The organism is Marinobacter sp. LV10R520-4 (assembly GCF_002563815.1).
GTDB lineage: Bacteria > Pseudomonadota > Gammaproteobacteria > Pseudomonadales > Oleiphilaceae > Marinobacter.
In genome coordinates this window covers 2,305,907-2,332,519 of record NZ_PDJM01000001.1, presented here as the reverse complement: position 1 = coordinate 2,332,519, position 26,613 = coordinate 2,305,907, and the positions used below count along the sequence as shown (strand labels likewise).

25 protein-coding genes and 1 pseudogene are annotated in these 26,613 nt (G+C 54.6%); 15 read left to right on the top strand and 11 right to left on the bottom strand.

The genetic code is table 11. From position 1 onward, the window contains the following. Positions 1-45 precede the first annotated feature (45 nt). Positions 46-1,383: an MFS transporter gene (locus ATG98_RS11230; RefSeq protein ID WP_098423069.1), complete on the bottom strand. Its 1,338-nt coding sequence runs from the start codon at positions 1,381-1,383 to the stop codon at positions 46-48. Positions 1,384-1,540: 157 nt separating this feature from the next. Between ATG98_RS11230 and ATG98_RS11225 the strand changes: the two genes are divergently transcribed. The 3 genes from ATG98_RS11225 (at position 1,541) to ubiT (ending at position 4,766) form a co-directional block, all read left to right on the top strand. After that, complete coding sequence (locus tag ATG98_RS11225) at positions 1,541-3,427, top strand: histidine kinase (protein ID WP_098424427.1); 1,887 nt, start codon at positions 1,541-1,543, stop codon at positions 3,425-3,427. Positions 3,428-3,453: 26 nt separating this feature from the next. Then, a complete protein-coding gene (gene narL, locus ATG98_RS11220; RefSeq protein ID WP_098421177.1) occupies positions 3,454-4,113 on the top strand; it encodes a two-component system response regulator NarL in 660 nt (219 codons plus the stop codon). Between the two features lie 92 nt (positions 4,114-4,205). Next, positions 4,206-4,766: a ubiquinone anaerobic biosynthesis accessory factor UbiT gene (gene ubiT / locus ATG98_RS11215; RefSeq protein ID WP_098421176.1), complete on the top strand. Its 561-nt coding sequence runs from the start codon at positions 4,206-4,208 to the stop codon at positions 4,764-4,766. 297 nt (positions 4,767-5,063) lie between these two features. Here ubiT and ATG98_RS11210 read toward each other — a convergent pair whose 3' ends face one another. From ATG98_RS11210 to ATG98_RS11200, 3 genes are all read right to left on the bottom strand, one after another. Further along, complete coding sequence (locus tag ATG98_RS11210; RefSeq protein WP_098421175.1) at positions 5,064-5,549, bottom strand: hypothetical protein; 486 nt, start codon at positions 5,547-5,549, stop codon at positions 5,064-5,066. A gap of 112 nt (positions 5,550-5,661) precedes the next feature. After that, positions 5,662-6,993 (bottom strand): ATP-binding protein, encoded by a 1,332-nt coding sequence (locus tag ATG98_RS11205; RefSeq protein ID WP_098423067.1) that lies wholly within the window; start codon positions 6,991-6,993, stop codon positions 5,662-5,664. Next, positions 6,990-7,655, bottom strand: a complete 666-nt coding sequence (locus ATG98_RS11200) for a response regulator transcription factor (protein WP_098421173.1) — start codon at positions 7,653-7,655, stop codon at positions 6,990-6,992. Before ATG98_RS11200 ends, ATG98_RS11205 begins: the two co-directional genes overlap by 4 nt. A 297-nt stretch (positions 7,656-7,952) precedes the next feature. Between ATG98_RS11200 and ATG98_RS11195 the strand changes: the two genes are divergently transcribed. Both ATG98_RS11195 and ATG98_RS11190 read left to right on the top strand, forming a co-directional pair. Continuing rightward, entirely contained in the window at positions 7,953-8,624 is a 672-nt protein-coding gene (locus ATG98_RS11195) for a hemerythrin domain-containing protein (protein WP_179888124.1), read from the top strand. Between the two features lie 178 nt (positions 8,625-8,802). Next, positions 8,803-9,516: a succinate dehydrogenase iron-sulfur subunit gene (locus ATG98_RS11190; protein WP_098421171.1), complete on the top strand. Its 714-nt coding sequence runs from the start codon at positions 8,803-8,805 to the stop codon at positions 9,514-9,516. Positions 9,517-9,641: 125 nt separating this feature from the next. Here ATG98_RS11190 and ATG98_RS22945 read toward each other — a convergent pair. The 4 genes and pseudogenes from ATG98_RS22945 to ubiU all read right to left on the bottom strand — a co-directional run. Further along, positions 9,642-9,701 (bottom strand): annotated as a pseudogene (locus ATG98_RS22945) (hexameric tyrosine-coordinated heme protein); the annotation flags it as partial. A 44-nt stretch (positions 9,702-9,745) separates the two neighbouring features. After that, positions 9,746-10,837, bottom strand: coding sequence for a methyl-accepting chemotaxis protein (locus ATG98_RS11185; protein ID WP_098421170.1), 1,092 nt, complete (start codon positions 10,835-10,837; stop codon positions 9,746-9,748). A gap of 76 nt (positions 10,838-10,913) precedes the next feature. After that, the gene (locus ATG98_RS11180; protein WP_098421819.1) at positions 10,914-11,828 is read right to left on the bottom strand and encodes a U32 family peptidase; all 915 of its coding nucleotides are present in this window, start codon (positions 11,826-11,828) and stop codon (positions 10,914-10,916) included. 13 nt (positions 11,829-11,841) lie between these two features. Then, a complete protein-coding gene (ubiU, locus tag ATG98_RS11175; RefSeq protein ID WP_098421169.1) occupies positions 11,842-12,837 on the bottom strand; it encodes a ubiquinone anaerobic biosynthesis protein UbiU in 996 nt (331 codons plus the stop codon). Between the two features lie 287 nt (positions 12,838-13,124). On the opposite strand from ubiU, the gene ATG98_RS11170 reads away from it, so the two are divergent. Next, positions 13,125-15,149 (top strand): methyl-accepting chemotaxis protein, encoded by a 2,025-nt coding sequence (locus ATG98_RS11170; protein ID WP_098421168.1) that lies wholly within the window; start codon positions 13,125-13,127, stop codon positions 15,147-15,149. Between the two features lie 109 nt (positions 15,150-15,258). Here the strand turns inward: ATG98_RS11170 and hemN are convergent, their stop codons facing one another. Then, positions 15,259-16,641, bottom strand: a complete 1,383-nt coding sequence (gene hemN, locus ATG98_RS11165) for an oxygen-independent coproporphyrinogen III oxidase (protein ID WP_416376595.1) — start codon at positions 16,639-16,641, stop codon at positions 15,259-15,261. A gap of 235 nt (positions 16,642-16,876) precedes the next feature. Here hemN and ATG98_RS11160 point away from each other — a divergent pair, with 235 nt between their 5' ends. The 9 genes from ATG98_RS11160 (at position 16,877) to ATG98_RS11120 (ending at position 25,222) form a co-directional block, all read left to right on the top strand. Then, a complete protein-coding gene (locus ATG98_RS11160; RefSeq protein WP_098423061.1) occupies positions 16,877-18,409 on the top strand; it encodes a cryptochrome/photolyase family protein in 1,533 nt (510 codons plus the stop codon). Between the two features lie 37 nt (positions 18,410-18,446). Further along, on the top strand, positions 18,447-18,911 hold the full coding sequence (locus ATG98_RS11155; RefSeq protein WP_098423059.1) for a Cd(II)/Pb(II)-responsive transcriptional regulator: 465 nt from the start codon (positions 18,447-18,449) through the stop codon (positions 18,909-18,911). Between the two features lie 87 nt (positions 18,912-18,998). Continuing rightward, positions 18,999-19,451, top strand: coding sequence for a cation diffusion facilitator family transporter (locus tag ATG98_RS11150; RefSeq protein ID WP_098421165.1), 453 nt, complete (start codon positions 18,999-19,001; stop codon positions 19,449-19,451). 159 nt (positions 19,452-19,610) lie between these two features. After that, on the top strand, positions 19,611-20,060 hold the full coding sequence (locus tag ATG98_RS11145; RefSeq protein ID WP_098421164.1) for a c-type cytochrome: 450 nt from the start codon (positions 19,611-19,613) through the stop codon (positions 20,058-20,060). A 10-nt stretch (positions 20,061-20,070) separates the two neighbouring features. Further along, a complete protein-coding gene (locus tag ATG98_RS11140) occupies positions 20,071-21,486 on the top strand; it encodes a cbb3-type cytochrome c oxidase subunit I (protein ID WP_098423057.1) in 1,416 nt (471 codons plus the stop codon). Positions 21,487-21,564: 78 nt separating this feature from the next. Beyond that, entirely contained in the window at positions 21,565-22,515 is a 951-nt protein-coding gene (locus tag ATG98_RS11135) for a 4Fe-4S binding protein (RefSeq protein ID WP_098421818.1), read from the top strand. 45 nt (positions 22,516-22,560) lie between these two features. Further along, entirely contained in the window at positions 22,561-24,384 is a 1,824-nt protein-coding gene (locus ATG98_RS11130) for a nitric oxide reductase activation protein NorD (RefSeq protein ID WP_098421162.1), read from the top strand. 1 nt (position 24,385) lies between these two features. Further along, positions 24,386-24,970: a cytochrome c oxidase subunit 3 gene (locus ATG98_RS11125; protein ID WP_098423055.1), complete on the top strand. Its 585-nt coding sequence runs from the start codon at positions 24,386-24,388 to the stop codon at positions 24,968-24,970. A 12-nt stretch (positions 24,971-24,982) separates the two neighbouring features. Next, positions 24,983-25,222 carry a cytochrome C oxidase subunit IV family protein gene (locus tag ATG98_RS11120; protein ID WP_098421160.1) on the top strand — a complete coding sequence of 80 codons (240 nt, stop codon included), beginning with the start codon at positions 24,983-24,985 and terminating at the stop codon, positions 25,220-25,222. Between the two features lie 66 nt (positions 25,223-25,288). Here ATG98_RS11120 and ATG98_RS11115 read toward each other — a convergent pair whose 3' ends face one another. Further along, a complete protein-coding gene (locus ATG98_RS11115) occupies positions 25,289-25,600 on the bottom strand; it encodes a hypothetical protein (RefSeq protein WP_228706093.1) in 312 nt (103 codons plus the stop codon). A 28-nt stretch (positions 25,601-25,628) separates the two neighbouring features. After that, entirely contained in the window at positions 25,629-26,417 is a 789-nt protein-coding gene (locus ATG98_RS11110; protein WP_098423051.1) for a CbbQ/NirQ/NorQ/GpvN family protein, read from the bottom strand. Positions 26,418-26,613 lie beyond the last annotated feature (196 nt).

Below are 26,613 nucleotides of genomic sequence, written 5' to 3'. Positions count from 1 at the left end.
TACTACCTCTTAACCAGCCCCTACCACCAGCGGGGTAGAAGGCACCTAGACCACTCGGGGCTGTGCGAACGAGAGCTTGCGGCGCTCACACCGCCGGGTGTTTCGGGCGAACAATAAAATACAGACCGCCAGCATCACGAACAGCAGCATGAACACGGCAGAACGCACATTCAGCCAGGCATTGATGGCGGCGAATACAATGGGCAACACGAATGCCACAGCGAACGCACCCAGCAGCAAAACGCCCGCCATTACCGCCGCCGCTTCGCGGCTTTCCAGAATAATCATCCGCTGCAGCGCACCAATAGCAGCGCCCAGAGCCGCGCCAAGCATAATCATCACACCGCCCTCCCACACCCGCGGCAGCAAAAGTTCTAAATGATAGGAGCGCCCCACACCCTGTATCGACAGAGTCATCGGTGGGTAAGACAGTACAAATAGCGCTGCCAGCGCCGATAGCAAAGCCCATATAACAACCCGGCTGCTACCCAAACGATCGGCCAGCGCACCGCCCGCAATTTGTGCCAGAGCGCCCGGCAATACAAACCACAAGGCCCGATGCGCACCCAAGCCTACCGGCAGGCCCGAGCGTGCTGACAGGTAATCCGGCAGCCACAGGGCCAATGCGAAAAAACTGCCGGCAATAATGGAAAAATAACCACACAAACTCCAAACCCTTGGCGCACAAAATTTGCGCCAGGCCACGGCATTGCTCGCAAAGGGTGCGGTTTGGTCGTCGGGCTCGGTGAGCATCAGAAACAGTGCCAATATCAACAGCAGCACAATGACGTAAGCCAGAGGAACGCCTTGCCAGGAGTAGGCCTGGTGCAGAAGCGGCACCAGGTAATAATTGAAACCGGCGCCGGTAATACCCGCACCAAAAACACCCAACACCAGCCCCAGCCGTCGCGGCCGGCAATGAATGGTCACAAATTGCAGACCTGCACTGTAAAAACCACCGGCCAGGCCCAAACCGCCGGCGGCAACAATATAACCGGCAAAACTATCGGCAAAGAACACCAGCGCCATACTTAACGCAAGGCCTGTAAGGCACCACAACATGACTTTTCTGGCACCCCACACACCCGCAAACAGTCCTGCCGGAACCGCTAGCAATGCGCTCACCGCCATCGGCATTGCCAATAACAGACCAAACTGAAGTTCACTCAGCTGAAAATCGTTGCGCAGAGTCACGCCGACCACTGCAAACAGGGTCCAGCAGGCGGCCGCAATAATGAAACCGGCCAGCGCTAGCGGTAACACTAACAACAGCGATGCATAGCGCTCTTCGCCCCGTTCGTCGCCCAGTTCGTCATCCGGTTCGGTGCTGCCGGCCGATAGTTGTAAGGCTCGTATTTCGGACGGTCCTGACCCCACATTCATCGATTTTATCCTGTTGGCAGACGTGCCTTCGAGTGTCTTACTTTGCCTGTCTGGCGGTCAAAGACTATGATGGCTTAATAACCTCGTGGGTAGCTGTCTATCCGTAAAGAGGTAGATGGCATTCATCGATACCCACTCGCCACCTAACAAATACCTTATGGCCTCCAAAAGCTCGCTAGTAAACCGGATTGCCATCGCCGTTGGCGCGGTGGTACTCACCGCCATTGTCAGCATGGGGGTCACCCTGGGGGTGTCCCAAAGCATTTCCGGCAACGCCACTGCCATCAACCTGGCGGGCACTCTGCGCATGGGCGCGTATCAGTTGCTGGCGCAGGTAGCGCGACTGGAAGACCATAATGCCGCCAATGCACGCCAGGCCCTGGATGAGATGATAAGCCGCTACGATCAGCGCCTGGTCCACGCTGATATCATCCAGTCATTACCACGTACCGCCGATCACCCGCTGGCGCAACGCTACCGCGACATCGTCAACCAGTGGGGCTCCAGCGTTGGCCCCATGCTGGCGCAACACCGGCCCGGAGACCCGCTAACCGGCTCCATGATCAACACCACCCATAGCTACGTAGACAATGTCGATGTACTGGTGTCTATGCTTGAAAACCGAACTGAAGCCCGCATCCGCCTGCTGGACCTGATACAGGTGATCAGTCTGGTGTTCGCTATCCTGATCGTATTGGCGTTGTTTCTGGACTTGAAAAAGCGAGTTCTGCGGCCGCTACGAAAACTGGTGAGCATTGCCGAATCCGTGAGCAAGCAAGATTTTTCCCGCAAGGCCGAGCTGCGTGGCTCTGATGAGCTGGCGCAGCTCGGGTCGGCGTTTGACCAGATGACCAGCGAGCTGGCGCTCACCTACTACGAACTGGAAAGCAAGGTCAAAGCCAAAACCGAAGAGCTGGAGAAAAGCCACGCTGCGCTCGAATTACTGCATTCGTCCAGCCGCTCTTTGTTTGCGAATCACAGCTTGTGCGATGGTGCAGTGCCAATGTTAAAACAGCTGGAGCAGATGCTCGGCATAGGCCCTATCAACCTGTACCTGCACGACAAAGCCTCCGCAGAGCCGGTTCAAGCCGTCACCACTGCCACCACAGTACGCCCATTTTACTGCCGCGATCACAGCTGCAACGCCTGTCTGGTGACCGAAGAGGAACATGACGAGCTGCCACTGCCTGGCAATGATGGCCGCCGTTTGCTGCTGCCCATTCGCACCCCTGGCCAACTGCTAGGCACGCTGGAAGTCTGGTACCCGGCCTCCCAGGATTTGTCCAAAACCGCACGGCGGCTGCTGGAAACACTAAGCGACCAGCTGGCCACGGCCATATTTCTGGAACGGCAAGTTACCGAAGAACAACAGCGGACGCTGGCCGAAGAACGCACCGTTATTGCCCGCGAACTCCACGATTCCTTGGCCCAATCTTTGTCATACCTTAAAATCCAGGTTACTCGATTGCGCAGAATGAATATGGACGGCCCACAAAAAACGGGGTACGACGCGGTATTGGACGAACTAAGTACAGGTTTAAGCAGTGCCTATCGTCAGTTGCGGGAACTGTTAGCAACCTTCCGTTTGAAGCTGGACACACCGGACCTTGGCGCTGCACTGCGCCAGACCGTGCTCGAATTTTCTGAACGCATGGCCAAACCCGTCAATCTGGCGTACAAGCTGCCCGCGCAAACGCTGTCGCCCAATGAAGAAATCCACACGCTGCAGGTTGTGCGCGAAGCGCTGGCCAACGCGGTAAAGCACAGCAAGGCCGAGGCCGTGTGGGTTGACGTCAGTTTCGAGTCCCCGCAGGTTAAGGCTAAAATCCGTGACAACGGTCGAGGGCTACCCGACTCAGGCCAGCCAGAGAACCATTACGGCATGATCATTATGCAGGATCGCGCCCGCTCACTGGGCGGCCAGCTAACGGTTGCTAATCATCCGCAAGGAGGTGTGGAAGTGAGTTTGCATTTTATTCCCCAAGCCCGGAACCTGATCCCGGTTAAACCGGCCAATAACCCGCAAACCGCGGATTCCATTTGACGGTTTACCCCTATAAAGAGAGAGCCATGTCTGACACACCTGCAAGCATACTGTTGATAGATGATCACCCTTTGTTACGCAAAGGCATCAAGCAGCTAATTGAAATGGAACCAGACCTTGAGGTAGCAGGCGAGGCAAGCAATGCCACAGACGGTGTGCGCATTGCCCTGGAGCTGGAGCCAGACCTGATTCTGATGGATCTGAATATGCCAGATGTGAGCGGTATTGAAGCCTTGCGGCAGTTACGAGCCCACAACATCAGCTCGCGCATTATTATGTTCACGGTGTCAGACCAGCAAGACGATGTGGTTGAAGCATTGCGCGCCGGTGCCGACGGCTATCTGCTGAAGGACATGGAACCGGAAGATATGATTAACCAGCTGCACCAGGCCGCCGTAGGCAAGCTGGTCATCAGCGAACGCCTTACCTCCCTGCTGGCAGAAGCACTGCGCAATAACAAACCGCAAAAGCCGGCGCGGCCAGACTTCGACAGCCTCACGCCAAGGGAAAAAGACATTCTGAAGCTCATTGCCGAAGGTCTTTCCAACAAGATGATCGGCCGCAAACTGGACATCAGCGACGGCACTGTGAAAGTGCACGTAAAGCACCTGCTGAAAAAACTCAACCTGCGCTCGCGGGTGGAAGTCGCGGTGTGGGCCGTGGAAGAGGGTCTGCACAAGAGCTGAGCTATATCAACGCGGCACGGGCCAGCCTTGGTTAATGTAGGTGTTTCTGAACACGCCCTTAGTGGCGTGTTTGATCACCAACGGAGACATTCATGGCCCTGCACATGCCAACCTTTTTGCCGCGCCCCTCGCTACCCGCATTTCATACACTGCCAGGCATGTCACGCGCGCAAGCTGTTAGCCAGAAACTGGCCGCTAACCCGCTAATGACCGATTCACTGGCGCTAGTGAAAGAGTATTTACCCTCGCCTTCACCACTGCTGGCCGCTATTGACCAGCGCCTGCCGTTGGTATTAAAACAGCTGGTCGTCGAAGCGCCGCTGAACCGGTTGTTTGCCGAGGCCATTGCTGACGGCGAATTTGATGATTTTGAAGGGCACAGAATTCGCCTGGAGCTGAATGGAGGTCAGCCCGGTGTCACCTTTGGATTCTGGGCCGGCAGGCTGCGCATTGTAGACGGCCCAGGTGAGGCGACCATTCGGGGCTCTCTCAGCGCTTTCAAAACCTTGGCCGAACGGAATCAGGACCCAGACCAGCTGTTTTTCCAGCGCCGCCTGGTGATTGAGGGCGACACCGAACTGGGCCTGGCACTGAAAAATCTGCTGGACAGCCTGGAGTGGAAACTTAATATCCGCCAATTGCTTTTCTTCTGAAATCTTTCACTGTTGGAGCCATCAGCTATGTCAGGCAGCTTTCGCAACGAGTCATAGCGGGCGCCTGAGAGCGTGGGGGCCAAAACGGGCTGGAGTTCCGGCTTACTACGAGTCAGCAATTCGAGAGCTCGTTTCTTGCCCCTTGCTCAACCTCCAGGATACATTCCAAATGACTCGTTCTATAAAAGTCTATCAAAAAGCCCCGGTTACGGTTGGATTCTATGCCGAACCGCATTGAACCCCTCGCGAAATACTACCTCCCTGTGCGGTCCCCAGAAAACCGGAATGGGTTAGCCATCAATGCTTAATCGGTTTAAAATCCGGGTCATTAAAATAAGTGATGTATTTTCCAATCGCCCCGATCACCTTTACCGCACCATCCTGCGCATTGGCTTTGCTTTCCATCGCCGTTGAGCCTTCCATCAGGTCCACAATGATCAGGTGCAGCTGAGCATCTGCTTCAGGCTCAAGATTGCAGTTCTCAACCATGTAAGCGACTTCATTGGTGACCTTCGTGGCCAATGCAGCGTACTTTTCGCCTGCTAGTTGATTGGAATGGATAGCCTCGTAGTCTTTGTCCACGGCATTTCGGATATTAGTCATAGCCCGACTTAGCGGTGCATCGATCGCCCACTTGCTGCCGTTATCGAGCCTAAGTTCCGCCACACCGTCGCCGTGGTCATGATCGTTATTTGCCGGCGCAGCTATTGCGGTAGCCCCCAGCAAACTCAGCACCATGCCCGTGATGGTTGCAAAGTTCGAAAGTCTGGATTTGATATTCATAAAATTCTCCTGTGGGTAACACCGTGTCTTCGGCGTTAAAGGAGTATCTCAGACTCACCTTAATCTAAGCTTAAGGAAACGGATTACCGTCAATATAAAATGTCGACCGCCCTTATACTGACATCGCCCTGAAACACACGGTTGCAACCAGGCCTTTCCCCGCATCACCATCTTCAAGCGTTAGCGATGCTCCATGCAGTTGGGCTATACGCTCTACAATCGATAGCCCCAGTCCACTTCCCTCCTCACCACTGCCAAGCACACGATAAAAACGCGACACCGCCCCCTTTCGCTCTTTCACCGGAATTCCGGGTCCGGTATCAACAACCTGAAGTAATACCTGACTGCCAATCCGTTTGACTCGAACATCAATCAGTCCACCGCTCGGCGTGTAACGAACGGCGTTATCAATGAGATTTCGCACCAGAACTGCCAGCAAGGTTCGATCACCAAGGACCAACCCTTCATCATTTGCCTCGAACCCCAGGTCTACGCCCTTGCGTATCGCAACCGGTGCATGCAAGGCGACACACTCATTCACCACTGTAGAGAGTTTGACCTGGTGTTGATCAACCGGGGTTTTCTCGGGATCAAGACGCGAAAGCACAAGCAATTGTTCGATCAGATGAGCGGCACGGTCGGTACCACTGATCACCTTTTTCAACGCCTGCTCCCGTTGGCTCGTATCAAGTGCAGCATAGGCCACCTGCGCCTGTGTTTTTATGACGGCAAGCGGTGTGCGCAGTTCGTGGGCAGCATCCGCTGTAAAACGACGCTCGTGCTCAAGTAAAGCCTGCAAGCGGATAAAAAGAGCATTGAGAGCATCTTGCAACGGTAAAACTTCACGGGGGGTATCCGTGATATCGAGCGGTTCAAGCTTGTCGGGCTCACGCTTCTTTACCTCACGAGTAAAGCGGGACAGGGGCGCAAGCCCTGCACCGACAGATATCCAGATCAGTATGCCCAGTGCAGGAACCGCAAAATACAAGGGATGCAGCAGATGGGTGGCTATGCTTTCGGCAAGTGCGTTGCGTAATTCATAACGCTCGCCAACGCGCACATTACGATGACCGGCTTTGTCCCAATGGCTATAGATACGGTAGCGAGCACCATTGATGGTGGCGTTTTCAAATCCATCATACTGTGTGCCCAAGCGTTGTTCAGGAGCCGTACTTGAATTCAAAAGCAAGGTGCCGTCATGCAGCCATACCTGCAGTATGGTGTCGGTATAGTCAGGAATCTGTTGTGAGCCCATGCTTTCTAAATTCTCTGAACTCGCAACCTGCACTGAGACACGTTCAGCCGTTTTCACCAAGCGGGCATCAAGCATGGCGCCAATTTCACTGCGCGCATCAAGGTAGGTAAAGAACGCCGTCGCAATCCAGGCAAACAGCACTGATACCGCAAGAATCGCAAAAAGACGCCAACGCAATGACGACGTCATAGCCCAGACTTCTCAATCATGTACCCAACACCGCGGATCGTACGGATCAGTTGCGGGTACAGTTTTCGGCGCAAATGATGTACGAAAACTTCAATTGCATTGCTCTCGACTTCCTCCCCCCAGCCGTACAAATGCTCCTCAATTTGTGCCTTTGACATAACTCGCCCTGCGTTGAGCAATAGTGTGTGGAGAATGGCGAATTCACGTGCAGAGAGATCGACAGTGCCGCCAGACAAAGACACCGAATGACTGGCTGGATCGACTCGGAGCTCCCCGTGACTGATGATCGGTTCAGCGTATCCTTTGGAGCGTCGCAGCAATGCCCGGAGCCGTGCCTGCAACTCATTGAGATCAAAAGGTTTTACCAGATAATCATCGGCACCCGCATCCAGGCCAGCGACTCGGTCCTCCACGGCATCACGAGCAGTCAGGATCAAAATCGGTAAGATCTGCCCTCTTGCCCGGACCCGTCTCAAAAGTTCCATGCCTGATAGCCGCGGCAGGCCGAGGTCAAGAACGGCAGCGTCGTAGTTGCCCGTGGCGAGGGCCGTATCAGCCTGTTGCCCATCCAATACCCAGTCAACCACCAGGCCTGACTGGGCAATGCCGACAGCAATTCCGTCACCGAGTAGTTTGTCGTCTTCAACGAGGAGAATTTTCATACGCAGCAACTGGTAAGGTGAATGCTGTTAGCCGGAGAAGGTCCGGACCAACCCGATTGCGTCGGGAATTTTGCCAGAGTGAATGATTATCAAATCTGCCTCCGTACACTTTAGCTCCCAACGTGCTAATACTACTTAGTTGACCGACCGGAATACGCAGTCTCTGGATAAATATGGGCGCCGCCAGTACCCATGAAAGGGCGGCTGCTCTGGGGCACTCAATGAAAATGAGAACAATTCTTGACAACCTATAACATCTATTATATATGTATGTTAAATGGAAGAGGAGAATCAACAATGAACTATCAGGATATTCTCGGCTGCTACCACGACACTACGGTCGCCCAGCTCATCAACCAATGCCCCCAAACCGTTGATATATTGTGCAAGTATGTGCCTGATCTTGACGCGCATCACCAGGCCACCGTTGAGGCCGTCGCATCTATTGCCGACATCAACCCGGATCAGTTGTGCCAGGAGCTGTTCGATACGATAATGGAACAGACACCGATTGAGACGTTAGATACAGACGTGCTGCTGGAGCTCATCCTACGCGGCTACGACGTCGGTCATGTTGAACAACTGTCGAAGCTGCACCGGCTCGCTCGAAAGATCGAGGCTGTCCACAGAACAAATCCTGACGTTCCTAAAGGCATCACGCTGGCCATTAAAAAACTGGAGCGCAGCCTCACCGCCCACCTTGAACAAGAGAACGCTCACGTTCTGAAACGAATGCTGCATGAGCAGCCACTCAATTTGGAAGCGCCGATCGCTCAGATGAACGAGGAGCATTCGCTCATTAAGTTGCAACTGCGTAAGTTGCGTCAGATGACCCAGAGCTATAGCGCTCCAGAATCTGCCTGCCGGTCGTGGCAGCGGTTTTATCGAGAACTGAAAGCTCTGGATTTCAGGCTGTCTGAGCGAATTTATCTTGAACGGGATGTGTTATTCCCAAGATTTCAGCTCTGAAGACGAGGATAAAATCATGGCGTTTAAACATTTCGCTTGTTTGTGTTCGGCGACAATTAGGATGACCGGTCGGACAGGATAGTTGACGCCGAACATGTTTGTATGGATCATCGGCTAACCTTCAAACTGAATACTTCTTTTTCGAGTGCATCAAGCCGATGCGCGGGAGTGCAACGTCATGAGTGATTTTATCGTCAGGCTATACCGCTATAACCCCGAGCAGGACGACATACCGTACAACCAGGATGTTGAGGTGGGCGACGAGTTTCGGAGCCGCATGGTGCTGGATGTACTGGAGCACCTGAAAACCCGGGATACCACGCTCACGTTTCGGCGCTCTTGTCGAGAAGGTGTCTGTGGCTCTGACGGACTCAGCATGAATGGCCGCAATGGCCTGGGTTGCATTACTGCGGTAGCGGACGCTTTGGGTAAGAAGAACGTTCTGGAGATTCGCCCACTACCAGGCATGCCAGTGATCCGCGATTTGGTGGTTGACCAAGCACTGTTCTTCAAACAATACGAACGTATTCAGCCATGGCTGATCACCGACACACCAAATCCGGCGATTGAAAGACTGCAAAGTCCGGAGGACCGCGCAAAACTTGATGGATTATACGAGTGCATTCTCTGTGCTTGCTGTTCATCTGCCTGTCCGTCTTGGTGGTGGAATCCGGAAAAGTACATCGGACCAGCAGGCTTGCTTCAAGCTAACAGATTTTTGGTGGACTCACGGGACACTGCCACCCGCGAGCGTTTGGCAAAACTGGGCGATCCGTTCAGTGTGTTTCGCTGCCGTGGGATAGGTAACTGCATGGCGTACTGTCCGAAGGGGCTCAACCCCATGAAGGCCATCGGTCACATCAAAACGATGCTGCTGCGGGAACAGATATAATCGGCCATGGCCCTTTGTTGGTTCAGATCATTTGACCCAATATCCGCCAATTGCTTCCGTTCTAACTATCTTTGAGCTCATCACGATTGCTACAGTGGCGACCTCAACAGTCGCCACCGCATGAATTATTTCCAGTAGTTATTTGCGGCCGCCACGGTTTGAAAATGAACAGCAATCACTTCCGATGCGTGTCTGGACCTTCTCGTTCCAAAGTATCGTTTTCAGCTATCTAACCTCTCGCAACCAAGCGGCGCAAGCGCGCCATCACGTCCAGGTTGTTGCTTTCCATGGCTTCCAGGGCCTTTAAAGCATCCTCTGCGCGGCCGTCATGATGAGCTCGCACAGCCTCTTTGGCATAAATGTGCACCAGCCGGTGGGGCTTTTCAATGGTTCTAAAATCCACTTGGCCCGCATACTGTTTATGGCCTCCTCCCTGATAATACCATTGCCCCAATGCGCACTCCGTGGCGTCAGGCAAGCTGTCGGCTGCCCTGTCAGAAAGGCCTGCCAGAATCTGGTATACAGTCAGCTTAATGTCGAGCTCTTCAAGATTGGCCAACTCAATTTCAGACAATACAGCGGCGTGCCCCAATGCATCCGAAGACGTACCAGCCATATCAATCAACATCAGCAACCGTTCGCGTGCGCCGTCAGCCTCTGCAGCAAGCTTTTCCATTTCTTCGCTATTAGAACGGCTGGCCCCGGCCACAATTTTCGTCTGCGCTCGGATACGCTCGATGGCTGACTCAATTTCTTGGGTAGCCTCGCCTGCACGAAGGGCAAGATTTCTGACCTCTGTTGCCACCACACTGAACCCGCGCCCATGTTCGCCAGCGCGGGCAGCCTCAATGCTCGCATTCAATGCCAACAGCGACGTTTGGTCAGAAACACCGTCAATCACATCCACCAGTGATGTAATGCTGCCAGTTTCAGATTCCAAAGAGTCCATATCCCGTGCCGAGCTGGCAGCACTATTGCGGGCATCTCCTAGTCTTTGCACCAGCGATACCATCCGGTCTCTTACTTGTCCGGATTCATCTCGTGTCCTCAGCGCCTCACTGCGGCGAGACCCCAGAAGCTGCGACAATTCACTGAAAGAACCCTTCAGTTCTTTCAGTGAATTGCCAAACTGGCCTAGCCCTGCCATCAAACGTCGGCTCAACGCCTGCTGCGTTTTTACCTCCTCTAGCGCGCTGGCTTCTGCTTCGAACCGGAGTTCAAGAAGACGCTTGTCTTCGTTGAGCTGCGCCACACTGTTATGTACCGCAGACAACTCCAGCTCAAGCACTTTAGCCCGCTGTTTGTACTGCCAAAAAAACATGGTGAGGCTCCGACAACAAAATAGATTTATATTATATACATGTTTTAGGCGCAGCGTAGGGAAATTTAATGACGCTTTATAACATCGGTGCCCAAAGCCGATCCGCCACCAGATCCATCCCCGGTTTGCCGTACCAGTAGCCGTTACAGGGGGGCGCTTCCACCAATTGCAGTGGGTCAATATCTGGCATTTCACCCCGGCGCACCTGATCAAAGCGCTGCACCACCTCAGCCATACCTTGGTACTCCGGGCTCAAGCGCACGGTATCAACACCCATGGCGACCATATCCGGAAGCTCCCGCAACAAATCATAACGGGCGCCAGACAAGGTAGACGTGCCGTTCAGGCGAAACAGCTCCTGGGCTTCACGGGACCGCAATTCCAAACCATCCGGATGCTGAAGGCAGCGGAATTCACAGTTGTCTTTTGGCAGGTTGTAATGGCGTGCGGTAAAGCAGCGCGACGACCAGGCCAGCGGCAAAAAACCCCAGGCAAACACTTCAGCCGGCAAATCCAGGCCTTCGGCTTTTAACTCTGCAATCAACTCGACCAGAGTTTCACGGCCCAACTCCACGGGCAGGTTCCATCCCTTCAAACCCCGCTTTGCCAGCACCTTCAAGGTCGCAACGTTGTAAATATTCAGGCCCGGCCCCGTTACAAAGGGCAAATTATTGCTACTGGCCAGCTGCAGCGCGCTTTGGTCATTGGCTTCAATCAGATAATCCTGTTGACTGCAAATGCGGCGCAGCAGGCGCAGGTCGGCTTCGGATTCAATCAGGGTTTGGGTAGACAACACCACCTGCTTGCCGGCGTCTTTCAGCACGCCCGCGATGTCTAGCCAGTCGGCGAGTTTCAGTTCGCGGCGGCGGGCGCATACGGTTTCACCCAGGTACACCGTATCTACCGGCCATTCCGCAGCGTTGGCGTAGAAATCAAACACGGTTTGCCGTGACCAAAACCAAAGTACAGGGCCTAATGAGAGTTTGAGCATAGAATATTCCACCTTATTTCCATTTGCGGTGATAGGCGCCGATGGTGGTCAGTCCGCCTTCTGACAAACCTGCCAGGGTGGCATTCCAGGCCGGGTCTACCGCAAATTCAGCGGCGCTATTTTCAAGCCTGTCCAGAGCCTGGCGCCAGGTGCGGGCCACGTCGGCGATATAAGCAGGACTGCGCTGGCGGCCTTCAATTTTCACCGCGCTGATGCCCAGTTCCTGCAACTGCGGTAGCAGGTCTATGGTGTTCAGGCTGACCGGTTCTTCAATAGCATGGTAAACACTGCCTTCTACTTCAAAGCGACCTTTGCACAGGGTTGGGTAACCGGCGGATTCGCCCTTGCCGTAGCGGTCAATCAAGATGCCATTAAGCCGCGATTCCAATCCCTGGGGAGTTTCCTGCCAGCGCACGGCTTTGGCCGGCGAGCAGGCACCGCGGGTGTTAGGAGATTCATCGGTGATATAGGAAGACAAGTAACAGCGGCCTTCGGCCATAATGCACAGGCTGCCAAAGGCGAATACTTCAAGCTCTACCGGGCTGTGCTTCGCCAGGCCGCGAATCTGGTCCAGCGATAGCACCCGCGGCAACACCGCACGGCGAATGCCAAAATTATCTTTATAAAAGCGTAACGCTTCGTAGCTGGTGGCTGACCCCTGTACAGACAAATGTCTGTCTATTTGGGGGTAGCGACTGGCGGCATAATCCAACAAACCCATGTCTGCCAGTATCATCGCGTCTATGCCCAGCGTTGCGGCTCGGTCTACCGCGGCGGTCCAGGTTTTCCAGCCCTGAGGCTGAGGAAAGGTGTTGATTGCGCAGAACACCCGCGCGCCGTTTTTGTGGGCGTACTCAATACCCTCTGCTGCGCGTTTGTCATTAAAATTCAAACCTTTAAACTGGCGAGCATTGGTGCTGTCTTTAAAGCCAAGGTAAACCGCGTTGGCGCCGTTATCCACCGCTGCTTTCAGCGCCGGCAAGCTGCCGGCCGGACATACAAGTTCCATAATCGTCTTCCATACATAGAGTTACGAAACCATACGCCGTGCAATCTGCAGTGCATTGACCTTTGTCAGGGGTTCAGCGAATACTTCTAAATAGGTATTCTGCGTAGTATTACTAAGCTAGACGTTACTCTGCTTCTTTCTTAGACTCCCACCAACGTCCACATCTTAAGTTGTCAGATTCCCATGAGCACACTTCTCCCGACTGGTCTTGGTCTAATCCTTTACACCAAAAAGACAGGCACGCCTGACTCACCATCAAAAACCGGCCCTCTGCGCAGGAGAACGCTATGAATTGGCTTAGATCGTTATCTATGCGCAGCAAACTGATAGCTCTTGTTTTACCGGTGCTTCTGGCCATGCTGTTGTTCGCCAGCCAAAGCGTCATCAGCAACTATGGTGATTTAAAAGGGATGCGTGAACTGCAGGGCATGACTGACCTCGTGGCCCTTGCCGATCCTGTGCTCGACGCTCTTCAAGTAGAGCGCGGCCGTTCCGCCGTTGTCTTGTCCAGCGTTGCCGGCAGCGATGAAAGACGCGCCGCAGTGCAGACGCTGCAAACCCAGCAACAGCGCACCGATCAACAGCTGGCAGAATACCGTCGCCAGCTACCCGATATGATGCAGGCCCAAAAATTTGATCCTGGTGTTCTATCCACTATCGAAGAATCTCAAAGCAGCCTGTCGAACCTGGCCACTTTGCGTCAATCCGTACTGGATGGCCGCGTGACACCCCCGGAATCAGCGGCGCGCTATACGGCTTTGATCCGCCAGCTGATTGACCGCATTCCATTGATTATCCGCCGCACCGACAACGCCGAACTGACCCGCCAGGTAAACGCTTATTTGAATATGGCAGAAGCGGCCGAGAATTCAGGATTAGAAAGAGCCCAAGGCGCAGCATTGATCAACACCGGCGAATTCAACCTGAGCCGCCTGCATCAACTGGCTGCATTGGCCGGTGCACAAGACGGGCATATAAGCGCAGCCATTGCCAGGCTGCCAGCTGATTCACCCCAGCGCCAAAGCCTGGTGGATTTTGAAGCGTCGAATCAAAGCCTCGCCATGACTGAAATGCGCAACACCCTGTTCAGTTCAACAGCTGGCATGTTCGACCTTAATTTCGCTGAGTGGTTCGACACAACCACCAACCGTATTCAGGCCATGAACCAGATTCGTACCCTGATATTGGATGAAGCCCACAACATGGCTCAGCGCCACCTTGACAGCGCCCGCTCAGAACTTATTACTGCCGTCGTGCTGGCGGGTTTGGCAACGCTGATTGCTCTGGCGCTGATGGTGCTGATTATTCAGGCGATTAACCGGCAAATAACCAATTTACTCGACGGCATCCGTTTTGCCATGGACAACAAAGATCTGCGCCAGCCCATTGTGATTACCAGCAGCGATGAACTTGGCTCCTTTGGCAAAGCCACCAACGAGCTATTCAGTGTGTTCGGGCGAGCTCTGAAGCTGATCGACCAGTCCAGCATACAGCTGGCCACGGCGACCGAAGAAACCAGCTCCACCGCGAGCCAAAATGCGGGGCAAATCCGCAGCCAGCAGCAACAGATCGAGCAGGTTGCAGCAGCGACCGAAGAAATGTCTGCCACGTCAGAAGAAATTTCACGCAACGTGCAGCAGGTGGCAGATGCGGCCAACAGCGCTATGGCGAAAAGCAAAACCGGCGAGCAAGTGCTGCACAGCAGTGTTAGCGGTATCCGCTCGCTAGCAGATTCGGTGCAGCAGGTTAATAAGGTGATTGCAGAGCTGGAGGAGCGCAGCAGCCATATCAGTGACGTAGTCAATGTGATTCGTCAGGTAGCAGAACAGACCAACCTGCTGGCCCTAAACGCGGCTATTGAAGCCGCCCGCGCCGGTGAGCACGGCCGCGGCTTTGCGGTAGTGGCCGACGAAGTACGCACCCTGGCACGCCAGACCCATGAATCGACCACCCGCATCGAAGATATCATCAAGGGTGTGACGGATATGACCGCAAGCGCCAGCCGATCCATCATAAGTAGCCACAAGTTGGCGACGGAAACCAGCCAACAGGCCGAAGAACTGGAGCAGACCTTTGCCGACATTCTGGCCGACGTTAACAACATTTCCGGCATGGCGACGCAGATTGCCGCTTCTTCTGAGGAGCAGGTATCAGTCACCCGAGAGGTCGCCGGCAATATGGAATCGGTTAGCGAATCAGCACTGCTGACCCTGACCGGCTCCCAGGAAATCACCCAGGTGACTGAAGAGCAGGCTCGCCTGGCGCGCCAACTGCATGACCTGGCCAACGAGTTCAAGGTTGCCACAGCTTAGATTTAACGGTGAAAAAAAAGGGTGCCGTGAAGGCACCCTGTTTTATGTTCCAGATTGCTTTAACAGAAATCAGGGTAGGCTTACCAGAGTAGAACTGCCCGAATAAACATCAGATAATTCGCGAAAACCGCTGAGTGGCGCCTTCTTTGCGATAGGCATCAAAAACCTGGCAGATAGCACGAATCAGCAGCCGTCCGGCCGGCTGCACCTGCAGCACGCGGCCGTTATCTGCAATCAACTCGTCTGCCATCATCGGCTTCAGACGCGACAGCTCATCAGCAAAATACCGGTCAAAGTCTTCGTTCCATTCGGCGGTAAATTGCTGGCGGTCCAGACGGAACTGGCAGATTAGCTGGCCTATTACCCAGCGCCGCAAACGATCGTCACGGGTCAGGTTTACGCCTTTGGTGATGGCCAGCTGGCCTGAATCTATCGCGGCCTCCCAGGATGGCAGATCGTGGTTGTTCTGGAAGTATGCGTCATCGGTCTGGCCAATGGCCGACACACCCAGCGACACCAGATCGCAATCCGAGTGGGTGGTGTAACCCTGAAAATTGCGATGCAGGCGACCGGCGCGCTGAGCCAACGCCAGGCTGTCATCCGGCTTGGCAAAGTGGTCCATACCGATGTATTCGTAGCCGGCATCCAGCAATCGATTAATGGTGTTGTGTAAGATAGTCAGCTTTTGCTGCGGCGTGGGCATGGTGTCGCCCTTGAGCCGTGTTTGCGGGTAGAACCGCTCTGGCAAATGGGCGTAACTGAACACCGACAGCCGGTCTGGCGACATGTCGATCACTTCTTCCAGTGTTGCCGCAAAGCTGTCCGGGGTCTGATACGGCAGGCCGTAAATCAGGTCCAGGTTAATGGAACCAAAACCCAGGCGGCGCGCTTCATCCAACACCCCGCGGGTCATTTCCTTAGGCTGTATCCGGTTGACCGCTTTTTGCACCTCGGGATTTATATCCTGCACGCCCAGGCTGATACGGTTAAAGCCCAACTCCCACAGTGTGGAAAGGGTGTCTTCATCCACTTCACGGGGATCAATTTCGATACTGTAGTCGTGGCTGCCATCGGTCTGCAGATTGAACAGTTCGCCGTAGCCGTGCATCAATTCGCGCATCACATCGCGGGGCAGGAACGTTGGCGTTCCACCACCCAGATGCAACTGTTTCACCGGCCGGTGAGCACCGAATAATTCGGCTTGCATGGCCGCTTCTTTTAGCAGGCGCTGCACATAAGGCTGGGCATTATTACGCTTTTTGGTGATCACTTTGTTGCACGCGCAGTAGTAGCACAGGTGCGCGCAAAACGGGATGTGGGTGTACAACGACAGCGGTCGGCCGGTGGCCTTGCTGCGTGCGGCCGCCTGCACCATATCGTTAATCGGATACGTCTGATTGAATTCCACCGCCGTAGGGTAAGAGGTATAGCGCGGGCCGCTCAGGTCGTAGCGGCGAATCAGCGCGTCATCCCAGGTAAATTCGGGCAGAATAATGGTGTCAGAAGACGGAACTGCGTTTGTGGAAGCCATAATTAAAAACTCTGGGCGCCTTGAATATGGAGCAGGCTGTAAACCGGCATCGTAACCGTGTTTCAGCGCAGCCATCTTGATTCGAATCATCTGTGAAACCGGCAACAGTATATCAAGTCAGAAATAACGCAGCTGTTGCGCTTGTTGAGTATATTGCCTACCCCTTTTGGAACACACACTGTCTGGATAAAGCACTATGGCCAACCTGATTTTGATTCTCGCAGACCAGCTAACGCCAGGCCTGAGCGCTCTGGAAGGCGCCGATCGCGATACCGACCGCATTGTTATGGCGGAAGTTCACAGCGAGGCCAGCTACACCAACCACCACAAGAAAAAACTGATACTGCTGTTCAGCGCCATGCGCCATTTTGCCAGCCAGCTGGAAGCCGACGGCTACAGTGTGCATTACCAGCGCTATCACCCGGATAACACGGCGCAAAGCCTGGAGCAGGTGATGGCCGAGCAGATAAAAGCCCATCAGCCCGAGCGCATTATTACCACCGAATGCGGCGAATGGCGGCTGCACGACATTATCAGCCAGTGGCATAAAACCCTGGGCGTAACCACAGAAATTCGCCCGGACAGCTGTTTTATTGCCACTAAACAAGAATTTGCCGACTGGGCCGAAGGCCGCAAACAGCTGCGCATGGAATATTTCTACCGGGAAATGCGGCGCAAAACCGGGCTACTGATGACCCCGGAGCAAAAGCCCGAAGGCGGCGAATGGAACTACGACGCCGAAAACCGCCGCAAATGGACGGGCAAACCGCTGGCGCCTTCGCCGTTCCGGATTGAACCGGATGCCGTCACCCAAGAAGTCATCGACATGGTTGAAGAACACCTGGGCGACCATTTTGGGAGCAGCGAAGACTTTCATTTTGCAGTGACCGCCGCCGACGCCGAGAAAGCCCTGGAACACTTCATTGACTACGCCCTGCCCTGCTTTGGCGATTATCAAGACGCAATCTCTGACCACGAGGACTGGCTGTTCCATTCCATATTGTCGCCCTATATTAACTGTGGCCTGCTAGACCCACTTATGGTGTGCGAGCAGGCGGCGCAAGCCTGGTACACCGGGCGGGCGCCCATCAACGCGGTGGAAGGGTTTATTCGTCAAATCGTCGGCTGGCGCGAGTTTGTGCGCGGTATTTACTGGTTGCACATGCCCGAGTACGCCCGCAACAACCAGCTGGGCAATGACCGCGCCCTACCCGGGTTCTACTGGACCGGCGACACCCGTATGCGCTGCATGCACAAAGCCATTGATGCCACTCGCCGTAATGGCTACGCCCACCACATTCAGCGCTTGATGGTGACCGGCAACTTCGCCCTGCTGGCCGGTATTACGCCCGATGAAATTTGCGACTGGTATCTGGCGGTGTATGTGGATGCCTACGACTGGGTGGAACTGCCCAACGTGCTGGGCATGGTGATGCACGCCGACGGCGGTTATTTAGGCTCAAAACCCTACGCCGCCAGCGGCAAGTACATTCAGCGCCAGTCTGACCATTGCAGCAACTGCCATTACAAAGTGGCCAAAGCCACCGAAGACGACGCCTGCCCCTTCAACTCGCTGTACTGGCACTTTATTGACCGCCACCGTGATCAGTTCGCTAAAAATCCGCGCATGACTATGATGTATCGCAACTGGGAAAAACAAAAACCGGAGCGCCGCGACGCTCTGCTGAAACGCGCCAACTATTTGCTGGACAACCTGGACAGCCTGTAAAACTCCCGGGCAAAACCAACAACAGGGAACCGATGCAATGAAAATTGGTGAGGTATCCGGGCACGCATCCGTTCCCGTGGAAACGATTCGCTACTATGAAAAAATCGGTCTGCTGCTAAAGCCGGATCGGGACGCCAGCGGTTACCGCGTTTATGGTAACGCACACCTGAACCGCCTTTTGTTCATCAAACGTTGCCGTAACCTTGATATGACTCAGGACGAAATTCGGGAGTTAATTCGGCTGTCCGAAAACCCCGAAGCAGACTGCTATGAAGTTGACGCCCTTCTGGCTCGTCACCTGAACCACGTGCGCGACCGGTTGAATGAACTCGCAAACCTTGAAACGGCCCTGCAGCAGCTGCAACAGGCCTGCGCAAAGGCAGGCACCGTTGAGCAGTGCGGCATTATAGGGGGCCTGAGTTCAGAGTTGGGCGACCTGTCTGGCAACAACACAGACCAGCGCAATCACGTACCTGGAACCCACAAACCGGGTAACCACTAAAAATTTGCGAAAACAGCTTGCCGGACATTGACCCTGTAGTAACTACAGGGTTTTTAATACACACCTACCAAATAGAACGAGGTGTTTATGGCGTGCGGTTGCTCTGGTCCAGTACTAAAATCCCCGGCTCCGGGTTTTCGTCGCGCACTGTGGATCGCCCTTTGGGTTAATCTGGCCATGTTTTTCGTGGAAGGTGCTGCCAGTTTGCAATCTGGCTCCGTTTCCCTGATGGCAGACGCCATCGACTTCTTTGGCGATAGCGCCAACTACATTCTGTCACTTTCCGTTCTGTCCCTCGGCATGCTCTGGCGCGGGCGCGCGGCCATGGTCAAAGGTATTACCATGACGGCGTTCGGCATTGTGGTGTGGGCCCGTGCGCTTTGGGTGATGGAACAGGGCGTTATCCCCGAACCCTTTACCATGGGCACCATTGGCCTGCTGGCCCTGATAGCCAACCTGAGCGTTGTACTCCACGCTCGAATCGATATTTCTGAGGCCAAAAGCCCCACTGGCGCCAACGTGAAGACGGTGTTCCGCTAACCGAAAAACCTGCTAACGCTGCCGCATACCTCTTTAGAGGTAACTCCCCTGCGTGCTGGCATGAAACGCCATGACGACCGATAATATTCATTACTGATACATCTTTTTGCTCATTAATGAGCTCGTCAGGTATTTCAAACCAACCAAGGGGGCAGTCCAATGGCCGAACGCTTTACCAAAAGCATGGCCAGAAACATCTATCTGGGAGGAAGCACTTTCTTCATCCTGCTGTTTCTGGTTCTGACTTTTGACACTCAATCGCGGGCGATGCCCGAGCGGGATAACCGGGACCAGCTCACCGAGCAGGTTGTTAATGGCAAACACATTTGGGAAAACAACAACTGCGTCGGCTGCCACTCCATTATGGGCGAAGGCGCTTACTTTGCACCGGAACTGGCCAACGTATTCGACCGCCGCGGCGCCGGCAACAGCGACGTGTTCAAGGCGTACATGAACGCCTGGATGAACGCCATGCCTACCAAAGCACCCGGCCGCCGGCAAATGCCGCAATTCAACCTGACAGACCAGGAAATCGAAGATCTGGCATCGTTCCTCGAGTGGACGTCCAAGATTGACGATAACGGCTGGCCACCCAACATCGAAGGCTAAGGGAAAAAATATGAAATTCGAGTCTCAACGGGTCGCCATGCCCTACTTCATCTTTGCCTTGATTCTGTTTGCCGGCCAAATCCTATTTGGTCTGATTCTGGGCCTGCAATACGTGGTGGGTGATTTTCTGTTCCCGGAAATACCCTTCAACGTTGCCCGGATGGTTCACACCAATCTGCTGATCGTCTGGCTGTTGTTCGGCTTTATGGGTGCAACCTATTATCTGGTACCGGAAGAAGCGCAAACCGAGATATACAGCCCGCTGCTTGCGTGGATTCTGTTCTGGGTGTTTGCGGTTGCCGGCACGCTGACCATTCTGGGTTACCTGTTTGTGGATTACGCCACTCTGGCGGAAGTCACCATGAACAAACTGTGGCCCACTATGGGCCGGGAGTTTCTGGAACAACCCACGATTACCAAAATAGGTCTGGCCCTGGTGTTCATCGGGTTTTTGTTCAACATCCTGATGACCGCCCTCAAAGGCCGCAAAACCGTGGTCAATATTATACTGATCACCGGCCTGATCGGCCTGACCGTGCTCTGGATGTTTTCCTTCTACAACCCCGAAAACCTGACCACCGACAAGTACTACTGGTGGTTCGTAATACACCTGTGGGTTGAAGGCGTGTGGGAACTGATCATGGGCGCCATCCTGGCCTTTGTACTGATCAAAATCACCGGCGTAGATCGGGAAGTCATCGAGAAGTGGCTGTACGTCATCATTGCCATGGCGCTGATTACCGGCATCATCGGCACCGGTCACCACTTCTTCTGGATCGGACCGTCCGAATACTGGCTGTGGCTAGGCTCTGTGTTCGGCGCACTGGAACCGATTCCGTTCTTCATGATGGTGCTGTTTGCCTTCACTATGATCAACCGGCGCAAGCGTAACCACCCCAATAAGGCCGCAACTCTGTGGGCTATGGGTACTGCTGTGATGGCTTTTCTGGGCGCAGGCGTGTGGGGCTTTCTGCATACGCTGGCACCGATAAACTACTACACCCACGGCAGTCAGATCACGGCAGCCCATGGCCATATGGCGTTCTACGGCGCCTATGTGATGATCGTGCTCACCATCATTTCCTACGCCATGCCAATCATGCGGGGCCGGCCTTACGGCAACAGCAACGAGGCCCAGGTGGTGGAAATGTGGGGATTCTGGTTGATGACCATCTCCATGGTGTTCATCACTCTGTTCCTGACGGGTGCAGGCATCCTGCAAATCTGGCTGCAACGTATGCCAGAAAGCGGTGAAGCATTGTCGTTTATGGTCACCCAGGACAAGATCGCGGTGTTTTACTGGGCGCGCCTGATCGCTGGCTGCTTCTTTTCAGGCGGATTGGTGGTGTACTTCTGCAGCTTCTTTATCAAGGGACAGGCGTCCTTTGATGAAGAAGCTCGTGGCCCTGTACTTCAGGACGCGTAAGCCCGCCACCCTGAAATCCATAGGGTAAATCCATAGGGCCGGAACATGTTTCCGGCCCTGCTTATCCGGAACGCAATTGTGACCGTGCAGCAAGCAAATCCCAAAGACACACTCCAGGACAAGCGGCTGATCACCCGCGCTGCCTTCTTTGGGTTGTTCCTGCTGGCACCGGTACTGAATATCTTTCGCTATGACCTGACGGAAACCCGATTTGTATTGCTCGGTTTTCCGCTCTCGTTCAATCTGAATCTCGACTGGGTGGTGCAAAGTTCTCCTGTGGACGTCGCCAGCCAGATACTGCTGTGGTTCATTCTTCCCATTCTGGTGCTGGTTCCCCTTGTACTCTGGGTTGCCTGGAAGTGGGGACGAATATACTGCGGCTGGCTGTGCCCGCATTTCTCTGTGGTGGAAACCATCAACCAACTGATGACACGTATTACCGGCCGCCCGACACTCTGGGAAGCCCTTAAAAAAGGCCGCCGCGGCAAGGTTATACACTGGGCGGGCTTGACCCTGGTTTGCGGCCTGATTGGTTTTTCCTGGGCCCTCGCTCTGCTTTCTTACCTACTGCCACCTATTCCGTTATATACGGACTTGATCACTGGCAACCTGGCGTTTTACCCGGGTATTTTTCTGGCCGCCGCAACCACGGCCTTCACGCTGGACTTTCTGTTTGCCCGCCATCTTTTTTGCAAATACGGTTGCGTGTTCGGCGTCGTACAGAGTGTTGCCTGGATGGCCCATGGCCGCGGGCAGCTAGTGACCTTTGACACCAGCCGCGCCGCGGCCTGCCGCGACTGCACAAAAGCCTGCGACGAGGCCTGCCCTATGCGCCTGCCTACTCGCAGCCACAAACGCGCAAAATTTTCCTGCACCCAGTGCCTGCAATGCGTAAGCGCCTGCCGTGAGGTGCAAAAAAACAACCCAGAAGGCAGCCTGCTGCATTGGCAACCGGGCGAGCCCAGCCGGCAGACTGTTCTGATCCCCAGCCACCAGCTTGACAGCAAACCCGCCAGACCGCGGGCTTAACAGCACCTGAAATGACGATGTATCTTAGGTAAAAAGGAGCCTGAAATGGAAGAATGGGTCGGCTACAAGTGGCACGAATACATTACCCGCCAGGCTCTGGGGGAATTCCCCGAGCACGCCGTTTATCTAAAAGACGAAGCCCGCAGCCTCGGCATTGTGTTCCGCGCCTTCGGCGGCGATCCGGCGCTCAGCCTGGTGACGGCAGAACCCAGGCACTTTCGACTGCGCCGACGGTTTTTGCACAAAATTGCCGGAACACACCGTAAATTTGAGCTGGCCTGGCGGGATGAACAAAATCTGCGCCTGCCGGAAAAAGTGGCTAAATTCCCGTCCAAACGCCTGAACCGCGAACTCTATATATGGCTGGCCGCACTCGCAGCTAACCCGGCTCCGGCTGATAGTGACTGGTTTACCGGCAATCAGGCGCTGGTTCAGGATGTGATTGCGCGTTGGCCGGGGCTGGAAAGTGTTTACCAGCGCCTGGTGAAACAGGTTCTGCGCTGGCGCCCGGATCCAGAAGGCCTCTCGGCCGAGGAAGCCATCCGTGAACAGGCGATCCGCCAGGCGCTTATCCATCCGGGCAGTGTTCCTGCCCTGCCCGCTGCTGGAACGGATCCCTGGCCGGTCATTCTTTGGTTATACCCGGCGCTGGAACAAGGAAAAGCTAACGGGCCGGTAACCGGCGATGAAGACACTCAATCCAGCCCCGGAGGGCTGACCAAGAAGAACAAGCGCCGCCAGGCAGAGCGCGTGGAAGCCTTCGACCGCGATCAGGGGCTGATGATTTTCCGCCTGGAAAGTCTGTTTTCCTGGACCGACTTCATTCCGGTTGACCGAGCGGGTGACGACACCAAAGAGGAAGACGCCGAGGCCGTTGCAGACGACATGGACATGATCTCTGTGTCCAATGACCGCAAGGAGACGTCGTCGTCTATCAAGTTTGACCTGGATCTGCCCTCGGAAGAACACGACGACCTGCGCCTTGGCCCGGGTATTCATTTACCGGAGTGGGACTGGCGCAGCCAGAGCTATCGGGAAGCCTTCTGCTGCGTGCAGCCTATGCTGGCAAAAGACGTTAAGCCTGCGGAGCTTCCGGAAGAGTTGCGGCGGTCCGCCAAACTTCTTCAGCGCCAGTTCAGCGCGCTAAAGCCCCTCAAACAGTGGCAAAAAAGGCAGCTGGACGGAGACGAGCTGGACCTGGACGCCTGCCTGGAACGGGAGGTTCAAAACCGGCGCGGCCAGGGCGCGATCGATCAGAAGCTGTTTCGCCGCTGCCAGCAGAGCCAGCGCGATCTCGCCTGCCTGGTGCTGGCGGATGTGTCGCTGTCAACCGAGACCTATATAAACAATCATCAACGGGTCATCGACATTGCCCGGGACGGCCTGCAACTGCTCAGCGAAGCCCTGCAGGCCAGCCGCGACCCCTTCGCCCTGTTTGCATTTTCATCACGACGGCGTGACCACGTGCGCTTTCATCACCTGAAGGGTTTTGATGAAGCCTATACCAGCACCATTCGGGGCCGGATTCAGGCGCTGGAACCGGGTTTTTATACCCGCATGGGCGCCGCCATTCGCCAGGCCACCAAATTGCTGGAGGCGCGCCACGAACAACAAAAGGTTCTGCTGCTGCTGACCGATGGCAAACCCAATGATCTGGATATCTATGAAGGCCGCTACGGTGTTGAAGACACACGAATGGCGGTACAGGAAGCCATCAAAGCTGGCTTGACGCCGTTTTGCGTCACCATTGATGACGATGCCAGCGAGTACCTGCCCTATGTGTTCGGCAGCAACAATTACGTGGTAATTCGCGACCCGGCACAACTGCCCTTGCAGCTGCCCAAGCTCTACCTGAACCTGACACAGTGATATGACAGGTCTGATTGGTGAGCCAGAGCCCGATTGCCATCAGCTTCCCGGCGATATCGCCGTATGGCTATTCATTTTCGCCGAGCTGGCGGTATTCGGAATCATAATCATCGGTTTCGCCGTGGCCCGCAGCCTCGACCCAGCCACCTTCCACGCCGGCCGCGATCTTCTGCACGCCTGGATCGGGCTGCTGAATACCGCTGCACTGATCACCTCCAGCTATCTGGTCGCGACTGCCGTTCACCAGTTTCGTGAAAAGCTCTCCGGCGCGCAATGGCGCTTATGGCTGGCCGTTGCAGTCTCCTGCATTTACACCGTTGGCAAACTTTATGAGTACGTGGATCTGTACAGCCAAGGCTATAACCTCGGCACAGATACTTTCTTCATGTTTTATTTCTTCCTGACCTTCTTCCACTTTATGCACGTGATACTGGGGCAGATTGTTTTGATTGTGCTTGCCGTAAAAATAGGCAACGGAGACTACGACGGCTCCGACATGAACGGCATGGAATCTGGCGCCTCCTATTGGCACATGGTGGATCTGGTTTGGCTGGTTATGTTTCCGGTGCTTTACGTAATGGCCTAGGGAGGGTTAGCAATGCTGACGGTTTATTTTGCTCTGATGATTTGCACGGCTTTACCGGTCATTGCGCTTAAGGCAGGTATAGGCCCTGAATTTCTGGCCTGGCTGGTTTTCGGGATGGTGATCGTGAAATCCTTGCTGCTGGTGGATCACTTCATGGAGATGAAGAATGCACCCCGTGGGTGGCGGTTGGCGGCTCAACTATGGGCGCCGGTGGTAATTGTTGCGGTTGCGGGATTTCATGCGATTACGTGAATATAAGCAGCCCCCGAAACCGATTACTGGGGGCGGACATCTCTCAAAATTCGGCAAGCTAATAGGCTAGAGCCACTTCGCGGGAAATAAAGGTCTTTTATCAGACATGGCTTGCGCCAATGAAATCATTCCCCAGAGCACAAAGCCAGTATGCAAGGCGATGGCCCACACCAAAGCAAAGGTCCCGAAATGCCCTACATCGGCGAAGAACATCCAGCCGATAGCAACGCCCGAACTGATCAAAGTGAAGCCGATTAGCGACATATAAAGAGCCGCTCGCGTGTGAGCACGGCGCAGTTCGTTAACCCCGGAACTTCCGACATACATCCAGAGCAATATCACAAAACCAACCACCGGCATTGCCAATAAATTCAGCAAGTACCAGATAACCGGTACAACCGCTCCGCTAGTGGGTTTCGTCTGGGCGCCCGAATACTGCATATACCACCTCCATCAATGAACTGACTGTTGCTTCGTCGTCTGAAAGCGGCTCGATCATGCCCGCGCGGCAGGCGACCGCTGTTGGCAAACCTGCCCGTATCAGCAGAGCTGTGTGAATAAGCAACCGCGTGGATGCGGCTTCTTCCAGGTCGTGGTCTTTCAGGTTGCGCAGCGCTGTCGCCAGGCTAACCAGTTGCTTTGCCAGGTCGCGGTCGCAACCGGATTCTTCCATCACGATGGCTTGTTCTATCTCCTCCGAAGGGTAATCAAACCGCAGCGATACAAATCGTTGGCGGGTGCTTGGTTTCATGCCTTTCAGCAGGCTTTGATAACCCGGGTTATAGGAAACCACCAGCATAAAGCCCGGTGCCGCCGCCAGCAGCTCACCGGTGCGCTCAATCGGCAGCTCGCGGCGGTCATCCGCCAGCGGATGCAGTACAACCGTGGTGTCTTTGCGCGCTTCTACCACTTCATCCAGGTAACAAATGCCGCCTTCACGAACCGCGCGGGTCAAGGGCCCGTCTTGCCAGTAGGTGCCTTGCGGGCCGATCAGATGCCGCCCAACCAGGTCCGCTGCCGTCAGGTCGTCGTGGCAGGCGACGGTATAAACCGGCCGGTTCAGTTGTTCGGCCATGTAACGAACAAAGCGGGTTTTGCCGCAGCCTGTGGGGCCTTTGATCAGAACTGGCAGGCCGTTATTCGCGGCGGCATGGAAAAGTTCAACTTCATTACCTACAGGGTGGTAAAACGTCATCTGCAGAGATCCTTTGCGGCTGGTGCAATCTATAAAATTCATATTGAATATTGGTTTAAAAGCCTGCTCTTCACAACCTTTTTTTGGTAATACCTCCGGTTAGGTAGGCCCTGTACTTGAAATAAAGGCAAGGGCGGTCAACACTCTACTAAGTAGAACAACAAATCCGTGCCAACGCTTGCAACAGAGCAATCCC